This window comes from Faecalibacterium sp. (assembly GCF_052358865.1).
GTDB classification, from domain to species: domain Bacteria; phylum Bacillota; class Clostridia; order Oscillospirales; family Ruminococcaceae; genus Faecalibacterium; species Faecalibacterium butyricigenerans.
This window is the reverse complement of the sequence record NZ_DAWCVJ010000061.1, coordinates 1-15,679: the sequence shown is the minus strand read 5'-3', so window position 1 is coordinate 15,679 and position 15,679 is coordinate 1. Positions and strand designations below refer to the sequence as shown.

Annotated in this window: 12 protein-coding genes, 1 other RNA gene and 1 pseudogene; 12 read left to right on the top strand and 2 right to left on the bottom strand. The window is 60.0% G+C overall.

The window, feature by feature from the left end:
* Together ACT8X9_RS09855 and rnpB are read right to left on the bottom strand one after the other, a co-directional pair.
* The coding region (locus ACT8X9_RS09855) for a nitrilase-related carbon-nitrogen hydrolase (RefSeq protein ID WP_444268865.1) at positions 1–937 on the bottom strand (937 nt) is incomplete at its 3' end.
* A gap of 171 nt (positions 938–1,108) precedes the next feature.
* An RNA gene (rnpB, locus tag ACT8X9_RS09850) (RNase P RNA component class A) lies at positions 1,109–1,446 on the bottom strand.
* 99 nt (positions 1,447–1,545) lie between these two features.
* On the opposite strand from rnpB, the gene ACT8X9_RS09845 reads away from it, so the two are divergent.
* The 12 genes and pseudogenes from ACT8X9_RS09845 to ACT8X9_RS09790 form a co-directional block, all read left to right on the top strand.
* Complete coding sequence (locus ACT8X9_RS09845) at positions 1,546–2,457, top strand: RluA family pseudouridine synthase (protein ID WP_444268864.1); 912 nt, start codon at positions 1,546–1,548, stop codon at positions 2,455–2,457.
* A gap of 184 nt (positions 2,458–2,641) precedes the next feature.
* Positions 2,642–4,531 carry a peptidoglycan DD-metalloendopeptidase family protein gene (locus ACT8X9_RS09840; protein WP_444268863.1) on the top strand — a complete coding sequence of 630 codons (1,890 nt, stop codon included), beginning with the start codon at positions 2,642–2,644 and terminating at the stop codon, positions 4,529–4,531.
* Between the two features lie 24 nt (positions 4,532–4,555).
* Positions 4,556–5,275: a purine-nucleoside phosphorylase gene (deoD, locus tag ACT8X9_RS09835; protein WP_444268862.1), complete on the top strand. Its 720-nt coding sequence runs from the start codon at positions 4,556–4,558 to the stop codon at positions 5,273–5,275.
* Between the two features lie 133 nt (positions 5,276–5,408).
* Positions 5,409–5,867, top strand: a pseudogene (locus ACT8X9_RS09830) (GNAT family N-acetyltransferase); the annotation flags it as partial.
* A gap of 33 nt (positions 5,868–5,900) precedes the next feature.
* The gene (locus tag ACT8X9_RS09825; RefSeq protein WP_444268866.1) at positions 5,901–6,350 is read left to right on the top strand and encodes a cytidine deaminase; all 450 of its coding nucleotides are present in this window, start codon (positions 5,901–5,903) and stop codon (positions 6,348–6,350) included.
* Between the two features lie 212 nt (positions 6,351–6,562).
* Positions 6,563–7,735: a BMP family lipoprotein gene (locus ACT8X9_RS09820; RefSeq protein WP_227620219.1), complete on the top strand. Its 1,173-nt coding sequence runs from the start codon at positions 6,563–6,565 to the stop codon at positions 7,733–7,735.
* Positions 7,736–7,981: 246 nt separating this feature from the next.
* Entirely contained in the window at positions 7,982–9,496 is a 1,515-nt protein-coding gene (locus ACT8X9_RS09815) for an ABC transporter ATP-binding protein (protein ID WP_227620299.1), read from the top strand.
* Positions 9,497–10,663, top strand: a complete 1,167-nt coding sequence (locus ACT8X9_RS09810) for an ABC transporter permease (RefSeq protein WP_227620220.1) — start codon at positions 9,497–9,499, stop codon at positions 10,661–10,663. It begins immediately after the preceding gene.
* A gap of 1 nt (position 10,664) precedes the next feature.
* On the top strand, positions 10,665–11,582 hold the full coding sequence (locus tag ACT8X9_RS09805) for an ABC transporter permease (protein ID WP_227620221.1): 918 nt from the start codon (positions 10,665–10,667) through the stop codon (positions 11,580–11,582).
* A 187-nt stretch (positions 11,583–11,769) separates the two neighbouring features.
* On the top strand, positions 11,770–13,092 hold the full coding sequence (locus tag ACT8X9_RS09800; RefSeq protein WP_444268861.1) for a thymidine phosphorylase: 1,323 nt from the start codon (positions 11,770–11,772) through the stop codon (positions 13,090–13,092).
* 182 nt (positions 13,093–13,274) lie between these two features.
* Positions 13,275–14,633, top strand: coding sequence for a Trk system potassium transporter TrkA (gene trkA / locus ACT8X9_RS09795; RefSeq protein ID WP_444268860.1), 1,359 nt, complete (start codon positions 13,275–13,277; stop codon positions 14,631–14,633).
* Positions 14,634–14,648: 15 nt separating this feature from the next.
* Positions 14,649–15,679: TrkH family potassium uptake protein (locus ACT8X9_RS09790; RefSeq protein WP_444268859.1), on the top strand; the 1,031-nt coding region annotated here is incomplete at its 3' end.

The following is a 15,679-nucleotide window of genomic DNA, read 5'->3' as shown; positions in this document are numbered from 1 at the left end:
GGATGAAGGGGGTGGGGTCCACCCAGCGGGAGAGGGGCGTTTCGGTGAGGGTGAGGTCGAAATCGACGGTCAGATAGCCCTCGGCGCTGGGTTCGAAGCTGGTGTTGCGTGCCCGCTCCGACTCCATCCGCTGGCAGTCCAGCTCGGTCTCGGCCCAGCCGCCCTCAAACGGCGAAGTCTCGGCAAGGAGCGTGCCATTTTCGGCGATGAGGTCGTGGCCGGCAAAAACCATGTCCTGCGTGCTCTCGCCGTGGCCCGCCGAGGCGTACAGGTAGCCGCAGAGGAGACGGGCGGACTGGTTGGACACCAGCGTCCGGCGGTACTCGGCCTTGCCGACGGTCTCGTCGCTGGCCGACAGGTTGGCGATGACCGTAGCACCGGCCAGCGCATGGAAGGTGGAGGGAGGCAGGGCACTCCAGAGGTCTTCGCAGATCTCCACACCCAACACGAAGCTGGGCATCTGGCGGCAGCGGAAGAGCAGCGAGGTGCCGAAGGGAACCTCCTGCCCGCAGACTGTCACGGTCTCCACCTCGGTGCTGCCCGGGGTGAACTGGCGCTTTTCGTAGAACTCGCCGTAGTTGGGGAGGTAGGTTTTGGGCACGAGGCCCAGAAGACGCCCGCCGCAGAGGACGGCGGCGCAGTTGTACAGCTTGCCCCGCACCAGCAGCGGCAGGCCCACGAGGGCCACAACGTCCAGCTCCCGGCTGGCGTCCAGCAGGGTCTGCAAGCCATCCAGTGCGCCCTGCTGCAGCGTGCGCTGTAAGAACAGGTCGCCGCAGGTGTAGCCGGTGAGGCAGAATTCGGGAAAAACTGCCAGTCTGACGCCCCGGGCGGCGGCATCCTTCAGCTGGGATAAGATCTGGAAAGTGTTATAAGCGCAGTCGGCCACCCGCAGAGAGGGCGAGAGGGCAGCTGCTTTCAAAAAACCATCATTCATCGGAGGATTTCACATCCTGTCTGTTTCATTGTGCCCCGGCAGAGCGATGCTCGGCGGGGTTTTGCTCAGTATACCACAAAACGGCTCAAACGAAAAGTGACAGTATGGGGAAAGAAAGAAAAAAACGCCGCCTGCACACCGCAGACAGCGCGTTCAAAGCTCAAAAGATGGAAAACGAGATAGACCGTAAGCCGGGTTCTGTATTAAACGACGATCTGTCTAGACCTGCCATTGCTGACAGGTTCGTGCCGCCTTCGGGACACGCGAGCAGCGCTGTACGTCCCATATAGGCGTTGCTTCCGGTAGGGTTTACAAAGCCGCATAGTCACCCATGCGCTGGTGAGCTCTTACCTCGCCCTTTCATCCTTACCGCATTGCTGCGGCGGTTTCCTTTCTGTTGCACTTTCCCTGAGGTCACCCTCGGCTGCCGTTAGCAGTTACCGTGCTCTGTGAGGCCCGGACTTTCCTCAGAGCGGTCAAAGCCGCCCCGCCGCCGTATGTTCCACTCGTTTTCCGCTCCCAATCATACCATAAAAAAACAAGATTTGCAAGAGAAAGAGAATTTTGATATACTTATCCTATATATTGCCCGCGCTGGAGGTGGGAAGATGAAGCTCTATTTCAAGGTCCCGCCCGAGGCGGATGGGGCGCTGCTGCGCAGCTTTCTGCGCCGGTGCAGCGTCTCTGCCGACCTTTCCCGGGCCGTGAAGTTCCGGGGCAGCGGCTTTTTTGCCGACGGCGTGCCCATTCTGGCCAACCGCCGGGTCGAGGCCGGGCAGGTCGTCTCCTTCGAGCTGCCGCCGGAGGGGGAGGGCGTCGCGCCGCAGAGCGGCATCCCGGTGAACGTCGTCTATGAGGACGCCTTTGCCCTCGTGCTGGAAAAACCGCCCCGCCTCGCCGTACATCCCACCCTGAACTACCCGCTGGGCACGCTGGCGAACGGCTATGCGGCATGGGCGGCTCAGCGGGGGAACAGCCCGGTCTTCCGCCCGGTGAACCGGATCGACAAGGATACCAGCGGCCTCGTGCTGGCGGCGCAGAACGGCTACGCCGCCCCGCTGCTGGCCGGACGGGTGGAAAAGCTCTACTACGCCGTCGTGGAGGGGGAGCTTCCCCTTGGCCCGGGCGTCATCGATGCGCCCATCGGGCGGCAGGGCGGGAGCATCATCGGTCGCTGCGTCACGCCCGACGGCAAGCCCAGCCGGACGGAGTACACCATTTTAAAGGCAGAAAACGGCCTCAGCCTCGCGGCCTGCGTGCCGGTGACGGGCCGCACCCATCAGATCCGGGTGCATTTTGCTTCCATCGGCCACCCGCTGGCCGGGGATGACCTATACGGCGGGAGCAGGGCACGCATCGGACGGCAGGCCCTCCACTGCGCCCGCCAGACATTCCGAGTGCCGCGCTGTGAGACGCTGGAGGACGGCATCTGCATCGAAGCGCCGGTGGACGAGTCGACCCTGCGCACGGTGACGGTGGAAAGCCCGCTGCCCGCCGATATGGCGCAATTCTTTCGCTGAATTTGTGAATTTCGTGAAAAGTAGGTGAAAGCTTGGCCCAAATTTTGTGTCAATGCTTGTTTCGGCGCGGGCAGGGTGTATAATAAACAGAGTATTCTTGTAAAAAAAGCTGCACTTATGCGGCAGCATGTCGATATGAGAGATAAATCAGAATCTCCTGAAGATACAGGAAGGAGCATCCTTTTTGCTGGAAGATAAAACAACTGAAACGCGGCAGGACGTGCCGACTGCCGCGCCGCAGCACAGCAGCTTCCGCGCAAGGCTGCGCTCACGGTGGGCGCAGTTCCAGTGCGTCCGTCTGCTGCGCCGCCACCGGCGCTTCCGCCTTCGCCGCCATCGGCTGGACAGCGCAGCCAAGAAGCTGGGGGCTTCGCCGCTGGCGGCACGCATCGGCGCAGTGCTCTATGCACTGGGCTTTGGTGCAGAGTATGCTGCGGTGCGTGCCGGGCGAGGCGTCAAGCACTTGGCCCTCTTGGGCGTCCGGGGCATCTGCCGCTTTGCAAAAGACCTGACCGAGACGGCTTTCCCGGGTGCGGCACAGGTCGTCAAGGATCTGTTCGGCCCCTTTGCGCTGCTCGTGAAGGGCATAGTGGCCCTTCTCATCCACGCCCACCAGATCCACAGAGAAAAGGGCCTTGGCGCGGCACTGAAGGCCAGCGCCCACTATCTCGCCAGCGGCGTCCGCCGTAACCTCCGGCTGCTGCCCCGGATGGCGATGTACATCCTGCCGGTCTGTGCGCTGGCGCTGGGCAGCATGGTGTTTGAATATGTCATCAACCAGCCCTACGCGCTGGCTGTGCAGGTCAACGGCGAGACCGTGGGCTATGTGGCCAACGAGGATATCTTCGACACAGCCCGCGAGGACGTGATGGAGCGTATCAACTACGCAGGCTCCGATAAGACGGAGCTGACCATCGAGCCGAGCTATACCATCGCCGTCGCCCATCATATGCTGGATGAGAACGAGATGGCCGACGCCATCATCCAGAGCGCAGGCGACCAGATCGGCGAGGGCACGGCCCTGTATCTGGACGGTGAGCTGACAGCGGTATGCAGCGACGGCGACGCGCTGCGCGCGTATTTCACCAGCCGTCTGGAACCCTACGAAGTCCCCGATGACCCCAACGTGAGCGTGGGATTCAACAAGCAGGTCACACTGGAGGACGGCCTTTACTTCAAGGACAGCCTACAGGATTATGCGGACGTCGAGAAGGCGCTTTCCGACGTCAAGCAGGCCCAGAAGGCGTACACGGTCAAGAACGGTGACACGCTCTGGGACATTGCCCATAAGAATGACCTGACATTCCGGGAGCTGTGTGCGCTCAATACGAACTTCAAGGGCGAGCCGCTGAACGAAAAATCCAACATCCGTGAGGGCGATGAGCTGATCGTCACCAAGGAAGAAGCGGCCCTCGAGGTGCGGATCACCCGCATCGAGACCCGGGAGGAGGAGGTCGCCTTCGCCATCGAAACGACCAAATCCAACGAATATACGAAGGGCACCACCAAGGTGCTGCAGGAAGGCCAGAACGGCCTGCGCCGCGTGACCTTCCAGAACGTCTACGATACAAACAATGTCCTCGTGGAGCAGACCATCCTCTCCACCGAGGTCATCAAGGAGCCGGTGAATAAAAAGGTGGTGCAGGGCACTAAAAAGGTGAAGTCCAGCACCAAATTCATCACCGGCAGCGGCCAGTTCATCTGGCCTGTGCCGAATTACCGCTACTGCTCGCGCTGGTATGGCGGACGCCACCGGGGCGTGGACATCTGTGCCCCGGCGGGTACGCCCATCTACGCCTCCGCAGGCGGCACCGTCACCAAGGCGGGTTACAACAAGGCCGGTGCGGGCACGGGCTATGGCTACTCGGTCATCATCAATCACGGCGGCGGCTACAGCACCGTGTATGCACACTGCCTGTCCCTGACCGTCAGCGCAGGCCAGACCGTCAAGCAGGGCCAGCTCATCGGCTATCTGGGCAGCACGGGCCGTTCCACCGGCAACCACTGCCACTTTGAGATCCGTCTCAATGGTTCGTACATTCCCCCGCAGAACGTGTTCCCGGGGAGAAAATAATTCTATAAAAAGGAGAAATTCATTATGGCTACTCCTCACATCAGCGCCGAAAAGGGCGATTTCGCAAAGACTGTCCTGATGCCGGGCGACCCCCTGCGCGCAAAATTCATTGCAGACACCTTCCTGAAGGATGTCCGTCAGGTGACGGGCGTGCGCGGGATGCTGGGCTTCACCGGTACCTACGAGGGCCGTCCCATCAGTGTGATGGGCAGCGGCATGGGAATGCCCTCCATCGGCATCTACTCCTATGAGCTGTTCAAGTTCTACGATGTGGACAACATCATCCGCATCGGCTCTGCCGGCAGCTACACCGACAGCGCCAAGCTGTTCGATACCGTGCTGGCCACCGGTGCGGTCAGCGAGTCCAACTATGCCCGCGTCCAGAGCGGCAACGACCACGACATCACCTTCCCCAGCGAGGGGCTGAACGACAAGCTGCGTGCCTCCGCCAAGAAGCAGGGCATCAAGCTCATCGAGGGCAACATCCACTCCTCCGATGTCTTCTATCGTCAGCCCTCCGACGCAAAGCCCACTTACTGGGAGCTGCTGCGGGACGAGCGCGGCTGCCTCTGCGTGGAGATGGAGAGCTTTGCACTCTTCGCCAACGCTGAGGTGCTGGGCAAGAATGCCGCCTGCCTGCTGACCATCTCGGACAGCTTCGTCTCCCCGGAGATCACCACCGCAGAGCAGCGCCAGAAGAGCTTCACCGATATGATGAAGGTCGCGCTGGGGGCGGAGTACTAAGCGTTTTTGAACCAAAGAGGGTCGCTGTGTTTTGCAGCGGCCCTCTTTTTTGACGGAGGCTTTGCTTGCACTTCTGAAAAGAATGATTTATACTTAAATATACGACACAGAAGAATGTACGACACAGAAGGGAATGAGGCCGATGAACAGAGAAACGGTGAACATAGTGCGCAGTCCGATTTCTGTGGAGGGGAACATCCGGCTTGTTCCGTATTATCCGGCCTACGATACAGCACTTGCGTGGTATCAGGATGCACAGCTCTGCAAACAGGTAGATAACAGGGACTCCGTTTATGATTTGCCGCTGCTGAAGCGGATGTATCATTATCTGGACACGCACGGAGAACTGTTTTATATCGAGTATCGGGGTGTGCTTTGTGGTGACGTCAGCCTGCGGACGACAGGCGAGCTGGCCATCGTCATCTGCAAGGAGTACCAGAATAAACACATCGGGCGGAAGGTCATCGAAAAAATGCTGGAGATGGCTCGGGAAAGGGGCTTGGCAGAGTGCTTCGCGCACATCTATTCCTTCAATACCCAGTCGCAGAAAATGTTTGAATCTATTGGCTTCGTCCCGCAGGACGAAGAACGCTATATCTACAAATTACAAAAAGGAGAACCGACCATGACAAAACTGACTCTGGAAGAAAAGCAGGAGCTGATCCGGATGGCTCTTGCGGCCCGGGAAAAGGCTTATGCGCCCTACAGCGGCTTTATGGTGGGCGCAGCCCTGCGGGCTGAGGATGGCCGCATCTTCACTGGCTGCAATGTGGAGAACGCTGCCTTCACCCCCACCAGCTGCGCCGAGCGGACGGCACTGTTCAAGGCTGTAGCGGAGGGCGTGACCAAGTTCACCGACATCGCGGTGGTGGGCTCCCGCCGGGGCGAGGTCAACAAGCAGATCACCTCGCCCTGCGGCGTCTGCCGTCAGGCGCTGTTCGAGTTCGGCGGCCCGGAGCTGAATGTCATCATGGCAAGAAGCCCGGAGGACTTCGTCGAGCGCAGCATGGACGAGCTGCTGCCCTTCGGTTTCGGCCCCTCCAATGTGGCGGGCAACAAGGCCGTGAAAGACTGAACGCAGCTGCGCGAAAAAGACCGGACGGAGCGGATTTTCCGGGATAAGTGTGATTTTTATACAATTTTGATAAAATATTTGTAAATGTTTTGTAATCGGAAAAGACTTGCATCTGTCACTTCTTCCCGCTATACTTGAGCCAGTAAATGTGCAGGTGCGCACATTTCGTCAATAAGACGCGATTATATTAAAATAAAAGGAGAGTTTTCATTATGATGATTTCTCGTCGTAACTTTCTGGCAGTGGCTGGCGCCGCTGCTGCTGCCGCTGCTCTGACTGCCTGCGGCGGTTCTTCCTCTTCCACCGCTTCCTCCGCAGCTGCTTCCACCAGCACTGCCGCTTCCACCGCTGAGGGCGGCGAGAAGATCGTGAAGGTCGCTCTGACCTGCGACACCGGCACCATCGACGATGAGAGCTTCAACCAGGCTTGCTGGACCGCTGTTTCCGGCTACATGGGCGATGACTGCCAGTACTACATCCCCGAGGCTGACGCTTCCGATGAGGACCGCGAGACCATGATCCGTCAGGCTGTCAACGACGGCGCTGATGTCATCGTCTGCGTCGGCTACCTGTACGGCGCTTCTCTGGCATGGGCTGCTGACCAGTACCCCGATGTCAAGTTCATCGCCGTTGACGTCACGCAGGGCGACATCGGCACCGATGCCATCCCCGCAAACTGCTACTGCATCACCTTCAAGGAGGAGCAGGCAGGCTATCTGGCAGGCTATGCCATCGTCAAGGACGGCAAGACCAAGCTGGGCTTCCTCGGCGGCATGGCTGTTCCCGCTGTTATCCGTTACGGCTACGGCTATGTTCAGGGCGCTGATGCTGCTGCTCAGGAGCTGGGCACCAACATCGACATCAACTACTTCTACGGCGGCCAGTTCTACGGCGATGCAAACATCACCTCCCGTATGGAGGGCTGGTACTCCAACGGCACTCAGGTCGTCTTCGCCTGCGGCGGCGGCATCTACACCTCCGCTGTTGAGGCTGCTCTGAAGAGCAACGGCTATGTCATCGGCGTTGACGTTGACCAGAACTACATCGGTGTCAACGGCGTGGCTGACGGCTCCTTCGCTTACAACCCCTTCATCACCTCTGCAATGAAGGGCCTGACCGAGGCTGTCAACACCGCTCTGTCCGACATCGAGGCAGGCGATTGGAGCGACATCGCTGCTTCCAACGGCAACTTCGGTCTGGAGGACGGCGACTATATCGGCCTGCCCACCGATGCTGACAGCTGGAACTTCGAGACCTTCACCACCGACGAGTACGAGGCTCTGAAGAGCAAGATCAAGAGCGGCGAGATCGTTGTGGACAACAACTCTGACGACAGCACCAAGCCTACCGTCAGCGAGTTCACCACCGTCAACTACATCCAGTAATCAAGGCTTTCCCGGGCGGGATGCTCTGCAAAGGGCATCCCGCCTTTTTGCGTTCTTTCGGGCAGCGGGAGAGGGCTGTTTGGCAAAATGCACAAAAGTAATACTTATGATATGGCAAAACACTAAATTTTCAAAAAGAAGTGTGCAAAACGACAAAAATACGGTATAATGGTCACTAGAATAGTATAAGTGTCGCTTGGACACGAAAGGAGAGTGAGCAGATTGGCAGAGGATTTTGTGATCGAGATGCTCCATATCACCAAGGAGTTCCCGGGCATCAAGGCCAACGACGACATTACCCTGCAGCTGCGAAAGGGCGAGGTCCATGCCCTGCTGGGCGAGAACGGTGCAGGCAAGAGCACGCTGATGAGCGTGCTGTTCGGCCTGTATCAGCCGGAGGAGGGTAAGATCCTCAAGAACGGCAAGGAGGTCGCCATCCGCAACCCCAACGATGCGAACGCACTGGGCATCGGTATGGTCCACCAGCACTTCAAGCTGGTGGAGTGCTTCAGCGTGCTGGACAACATCATTCTGGGTGTGGAGCCGAACAGGATGGGCTTTTTGCAGAAGGCCGAGGCCCGCAAGAAGGTCATGGCCCTGAGCGAGAAGTACGGCCTGCGTGTTGACCCCGATGCCCTCATCAGCGACATCTCGGTGGGTATGCAGCAGCGCGTGGAGATCCTGAAGATGCTCTACCGCGACAACGAGATCCTGATCTTCGACGAGCCTACCGCTGTGCTGACCCCGCAGGAGATCGACGAGCTGATGGAGATCATGCGCGGGTTCAAGAAGGAGGGCAAGTCCATCCTTTTCATCACCCACAAGCTCAACGAGATCATGGCGGTCGCCGACCGCTGCACCGTCCTGCGCAAGGGCAAGTACATGGGCACCGTGGACATCAAGAACACCACCAAGGAGGAGCTTTCCCGCATGATGGTCGGCCGCGATGTCCAGCTTCAGGTCGATAAAAAGCCCGCCCACCCGGGCGAGGTCGTGCTGGACGTGGAGGGCGTCACCATCCACAACGACCAGCGCAAGAAGGACTCCGTCAAGGACGTCACCTTTCAGGTCCACGGCGGCGAGATCGTCTGTCTGGCGGGCATCGAGGGCAACGGTCAGACCGAGTTCGTCTACGGTCTCACCGGCCTCGAGAAGCTGTCGGGCGGCAAGATCACGCTGGACGGCAAGGACATCACCCACGCCAGCATCCGCCAGCGCTCCAAGGACGGCATGAGCCACATCCCCGAAGACCGCCACAAGCACGGTCTGGTGCTGGACTACAGCCTCGAGAACAACATGGTGCTCCAGCGCTACTGGCAGCCCGAGTTCCAGAAGGGCGGCTTCATCCGGTCCGAGAAGGTCCGCGAGTATTCCGATAAGCTCATCGCCCAGTATGACGTCCGCAGCGGTCAGGGCAGCGCCACCATCGTGCGCAGTATGTCCGGCGGCAACCAGCAGAAGGCCATCATCGCCCGCGAGATCGACAGAGACCCCAAGCTGCTGGTGGCTGTTCAGCCTACCCGCGGCCTTGATGTCGGCGCCATCGAATATATCCACAGACAGATCGTCGCCGAGCGCGACAAGGGCAAGGCAGTCCTGCTGGTCAGCCTCGAGCTGGATGAGGTCATGAACCTGTCCGACCGCATCCTCGTTATGTACGAGGGCGAGATCGTCGGCGAGTTCGACCCCAAGACTACCACTGTGCAGGAGCTGGGCCTCTACATGGCCGGCGCACGCAAGCAGGGAAAGGAGAACAACTAAATGAACAAGAAAAAACTTTCCCACAGCAACCTCAACAGCTCCATCACCAGTGTGCTGGCCGCGCTGCTGTGCATCGTCATCGGCATGGCTGTGGGCTTCCTCGTGCTGCTGGCCATCAATCCGGCCCACGCATGGGGCGACGGCTTTGTCCGCATCGTCAAGGGCGGCTTCCATGATGCGCCCTACGGCGTCGGCAAGGAGCTGGCCAACGCAGCCCCCCTCATCATGACCGGCCTGTCCGTGGCGTTCGCGTTCAAGACCGGCCTGTTCAACATCGGTGCAGCCGGTCAGTACACGCTGGGCGCTTACGGTGCCCTCTACTGCGCCATCATGCTCAAGATGCCATGGTTCGTCTGCCTCATCGCAGCAACCATCCTCGGCGGCATCTGGGGCGCGATCCCCGGCTTCTTCAAGGCCTACTTCAACATCAATGAGGTCATCACCTCCATCATGTTCAACTGGATCGGCCTCTATCTGGTCAACGAGCTCATCTACCAGAACGGCACCGGCCCCATGTACGATGTGCGCAACACCCGCACTCTGAACCTCGGAAAGAGCGCTGAGCTGTCCAAGTCCCTCATTCCGGACTTTGGCCTGAACAAGATGTTCCAGACCAACAGCACCACTATCGCCATCTTCCTCGCAGCTGCGGTGGCCGTCCTCATCTGGGTCATCCTGAACAAGACCACCTTCGGCTATGAGCTGAAGGCCGTCGGCCTGAACAAGAGCGCAGCCCGCTATGCCGGCATCAACGAGAAGAAGAATATCATCCTCTCGATGGCCATTGCAGGTGCACTGGCCGGTTTCGGCGCAGGCCTCTACTACCTGTCCAATGTGTCCCAGTGGAACCCGCTGAACTCCACCAGCCTGCCCACCATGGGCTTCAACGGCATTTCCGTGGCCCTGCTGGCAAGCTCCAACCCCATCGGAACCATCTTCTCTGCGATTTTCATCTCCCACATCTCGGTCGGCGGCTCGTTCCTGTCCACCAAGTACTATCCCACGGAGATCTCCGACCTCATCAGCGGCATCATCATCTACCTGTGCGCATTCTCCATGTTGTTCCGGGGCAAGATCCACGCCCTGCTGTTCAGGAATGCGGACAAGACCAACGTGAATGCAGAGCCTGCCCCTGCTGAGACCAAAACCAAGAAGGAGGGCAAGTGATATGCTGCTTCTCATCAAGTATACCCTGCTGTATGGCATCGTGCTGATGCTGGTCGCTCTGGGCGGTATGTTCAGCGAGCACTCCGGCATCATCAACATCGCACTGGAAGGCATCATGGTCATCGGCGGCGTGGCGGGTGTCCTCACCCTCACTATGCTGCCTGCAAGCCTGCCTGCGTTTGCTACGGTCCTCATCGCCGTGCTGGTGGCGGCTCTCGCCGGTATGGTCTACAGCCTGCTGCTGGCCTTTGCCTCCATCAACCTGAAGGCGGACCAGACCATCGGAGGCACAGCCCTGAACCTGCTGGCGACGGCCATCGCCGTGGTCATCGCCAAGTATTTCAGCACGAGCGGCAGTGCCAAGCTGAACTACTCCAACAAGCCCTTCCTGTTCAGCCTCGGCGGTTTGGAGCTGAGCATCTTTGTCCCGCTGGGCATCGTCCTGCTCATCGTCAGCTATGTCGTGCTGTACAAGACCCGCTTCGGCCTGCGTCTGCGCGCCTGCGGCGAGCATCCTCAGGCAGCGGACTCCGTGGGCATCAACGTCTATAAGATGCGCTATGCCGGTGTTGTCATCTCGGGCGCACTGGGTGCCATCGGCGGTCTGGCTTACATCGTGCCTCCCGTCCAGACGTGGAACTTCGAGGTCGGCGTGGCCGGCGCCGGCTTCCTTGCGATGGCCGTTATGATCTTCGGTCAGTGGAAGCCCTTCAACATCTGCGGCGCGGCCATGTTCTTCGCCGTTTTCAAGAGTCTGGCCAACATCGCTGACTCCACCTTCCTCGCACAGCTCCACTGGTCCAGCAACATCTACAACATGATGCCCTTCGTGGCATCGATGGTCATTCTGGCCTTCACCTCCAAGAACAGCATGGCCCCCAAGGCCGAGGGCATCCCCTACGATAAAGGTTCCCGCTGATCCGAGGGCGTTTTTTCGGGGCGCAGCTGCTTTCCGGGCGGCTGCGCCTTTTTCGTTCTTTTTTTCAACAGATTCCACAAAACGATACTTGCTTTTGCGGAAGAATTTGCTATACTTGAAGTACAATGTCATACTTATTGCCGACGGCAGAGCGTTGGCGGAGAATACGATTTAGGAGCGTGAACTTATGCGCATTTACGATCTGATCGCAAAAAAGCGGGACGGCGGCACCCATAGCCGCGAAGAACTGGAAGCCATCGTCAACGGCTTCGTCAGCGGCGAGGTGGCCGATTACCAGATGGCGGCATGGATGATGGCCGTCTATCTGCGGGGCATGACCGACGAGGAGACTGCCGAGCTGACCGACGTGATGGCCCACAGCGGCGTCATGGTCGATCTTTCGCCCATTCCGGGCATCAAGGTGGACAAGCACTCCACCGGCGGCGTGGGCGACAAGACCACGCTGGTCATCGCGCCCATCGTCGCGGCCTGCGGCGTCAAGATCGCCAAGATGAGCGGCCGCGGACTCGGCCACACCGGCGGCACCATCGACAAGATGGAGAGCGTCCCCGGCACCAAGACCGCCCTCTCGCAGGAGGAGTTCTTCGCGCAGGTGAACAAGATCGGCCTGTCGGTCATCGGCCAGAGCGAAGGCATCGCCGTGGCGGATAAAAAGATGTACGCCCTCCGGGACGTCACCGCCACCGTCAGCTGCATCCCCCTCATCGCGTCCAGCATCATGTCCAAGAAGCTGGCCTCCGGCTCGGACGCCATCCTGCTGGATGTCACCACCGGCACCGGCGCGTTCATGAAGACCGTGGAGCAGAGCATCGAGCTGGCCAAGCTGATGGTCTCCATCGGCACCCATCACGGCCGCCGCGTCGCTGCCATGATCACCGACATGGACATCCCGCTGGGCCGCAACATCGGCAACAGCCTCGAGGTCATGGAGAGCATGGATGTGCTCAAGGGGCATGGCCCCGCCGACCTGACTGAGGTGTGCTTACAGCTGGCCACCAATATGCTGGTTCTGGCCGACAAGGGCACCCCCGCCGCGTGCCGCGCCATGGCCGAGGCCGTCCTCGCGGACGGCTCCGCCTATGCAAAGTGCAAGGAAATGTTCGCGGCACAGGGCGGCGACATCCGGGTGCTGGACGACTACAGCCTCTTCGAAAAGCCCGCCGCCAGCTATGAGCTGCGGGCCGAGGAGGACGGTTACATCATCGCCAACGACGCCGAGAAGATCGGCTCTGCCAGCGTGCTGCTGGGCGCAGGCCGTCAGAAGAAGGGCGACCCGCTGGACTTTGCCGCCGGCATCACCCTCCACAAGAAGCGCGGCGACTATGTCCATAAGGGCGAGAGCCTCGCTACCTTCTACGGCGCAGCCGACCGATTCGACGCTGCCGCCGCCGAGTACCGCAGCGGCCTCGTCTACGGCCCCGAAAAGCCCGAAGAGGCCCCGCTGGTCTACGCCCTCGTCACCAAGGACGGCGTGGAGCGGTACGAATAAAGCCTGAAAATGCCTGACAGCCCCGGGGTGTGCACACCCCGGGGCTGCTTTTTCCGCCGAAATGGTGCTTTGCAGTGGATAAAACAGGCAGAAGGGCCGATTTTGTAGATATTTGGCCCGAGATATGCTATAATCAATTCAATAGCGCCCAAACGGCGCAGGAGAAGAGAAAGGGTTATTCTATGAAGATCGTTTTGGTGGGCGGCGGCAAAGTCGGCACAGCGCTGGCGCGGCAGCTCAGTGAAGAGGGTCATAATGTGACCGTTGTCGATACGAACAAGGCCCGTGTGGAGCACATCGGCGAATCCTACGACGTGATGAGCATTCTCGGCAACGGCTCGTCCATCACCACCCTGTCTGAGGCGGGCGTGGAGGAGGCGGATGTCTTCATTGCAGTCACCGGCTCGGACGAGCTGAACCTGCTGTGCTGTATGTTCGCAAGAAAGGCGGGCAACTGCCACGCCATCGCCCGTGTGCGCAACCCGTCCTACAGCCATGAGCTGGACTTTATCAAAAAGCAGATCGGCATCTCGGCCATCATCAACCCTGAGATGGCAGCGGCGAAGGAAATCTCGCATCTGCTGCGTTTTCCGGGTGCAAGCAAGATCGACACCTTTGCGGACGGGCGCGTGCGGCTCATCAAGTTCGCCCTGACCGAGCAGCAGGGGCTGGACGGTGTGGCCATCCATGAGATCCCCACCCAGCTCAAGAGCGACATTCTGGTCTGCGCCGTGGAGCGTGACGGCGGGGTCATTATTCCCAACGGCAACTTCGTGCTGAAGAACGGCGATCAGGTCACCTTCCTCGCTACGCAGGAGAAGGCCCACGAGTTCTTCCAGCGCATCCATATGCCGGTGCGGCCGGTGCGCAATGCCCTCATCGTGGGCGGCGGTGCCATCGCCTACTACCTGAGTCAGGAGCTGCTGGAAAACCACATCCGCGTCCGCATCGTGGAGCGCGACCCGGCCCGCTGCAATGTGCTGGCCGAGTCCCTGCCTGAGGCACAGATCCTCAACGAGGACGGCTCCAACCGCGACTTCCTGCTCTCGGAGGGACTGGAATCCACCGAGGCCTTCGTGGCCCTGACCAACATCGACGAGGAGAACGTGCTGCTGACCTTGTTTGCCAAAAAGCACTCCAAGGGCAAGCTGGTCACGAAGATCAACCGCCTCGAGTTCGACGATATTCTGGCCGGGCTGGATCTGGGCAGCATCGTCTACCCCAAATACATGACCTGCGATTACATCGTGCAGTACGTCCGTGCATTGCAGAACGAGGCCGGCAACAACATCAAGACCCTCTACCGCATCCTCGACGACCGCGTGGAGGCGCTGGAGTTCACCGTCCACGAGGAGAGCCGGGCCACCGGTGTGCCGCTGAGCCAGCTGCATCTGAAAAAGAACCTGCTGCTCTGCTGCATCACCCGCGGCGACCGCATCCTCATCCCCCGCGGCGGCGACCGCATTCAGGTGGGCGACAATGTCATCGTCGTCACGCTGGAGCACGGCCTGCACGATCTGCGGGACATCGTGGAAGGGTAACGGGGGACAGAACGTATGAATTATGCGATCGTCTTTCGTCTGCTGGGCTATATCCTGATGATCGAGGGCGTTTTGCTGCTGCTTCCGGCGGCGACGAGCCTCATCTACGCCGAGTGGGCTGTCATGGGCGTGTTCCTGCTGACAGCGGCCATCAGCGCGGCGCTGGGCTTCGGGCTGCGGACCATCAAGCCCCGCAGCAAGGTGTTCTATATGCGGGAGGGCTTCGCGGCCACGGCGCTGAGCTGGATCGCCATCAGTATCGTAGGCGCCGTGCCCTTCGTCCTCACCGGCTGCATCCCGAACCCGGTGGACGCCCTCTTTGAGACGGTGTCGGGCTTCACCACCACCGGTGCCAGCATCCTGCCCGCCGTGGAGGGCCTGCCCAACGGCATCCTGTTCTGGCGCAGCTTCACCCACTGGATCGGCGGCATGGGCGTTCTGGTCTTTCTGCTCTCGCTGCTGCCCTTGACCGGCGGCTCTCACGTCAACCTGATGAAAGCGGAAAGCCCCGGCCCGCAGGTGGACAAGCTGGTGCCGAAGGTGCAGTCCACGGCGAAGATCCTGTACGGCATCTATTTTGCACTGACGGTAGTGGAGTTCTGCTTCCTGCTGGCAGGCGGCATGAATGTATTCGACTCGATGCTCACGGCCTTCGGCACGGCGGGCACCGGCGGCTTCGGGTTCAAGAACGACAGCTTTGCCAGCTTCTCGCCCTACATCCAGTGGGTCGTGACCATCTTTATGATCCTCTTCGGCGTCAACTTCAACGCCTATTTCCTCCTGCTGCTGCGGAGGTTCCGCCGCGCAGCGTCCAGCGAGGAGGTCCGCGCCTATTTCGGCATCATTCTGGCGGCGGTGGCCGTCATCACGGTGAACATCCGCAGCCTCTACGGCACCTTCGGCGAGGCACTGCGCCAAGCGGCCTTTCAGGTCGGCTCCATCATCACGACCACCGGCTTTTCCAGCTGTGACTTCGACCTCTGGCCCACGCTGGCCAAAGAGGTGCTGGTGCTGCTGATGTTCGTGGGTGCCTGTGCGGGCAGCAC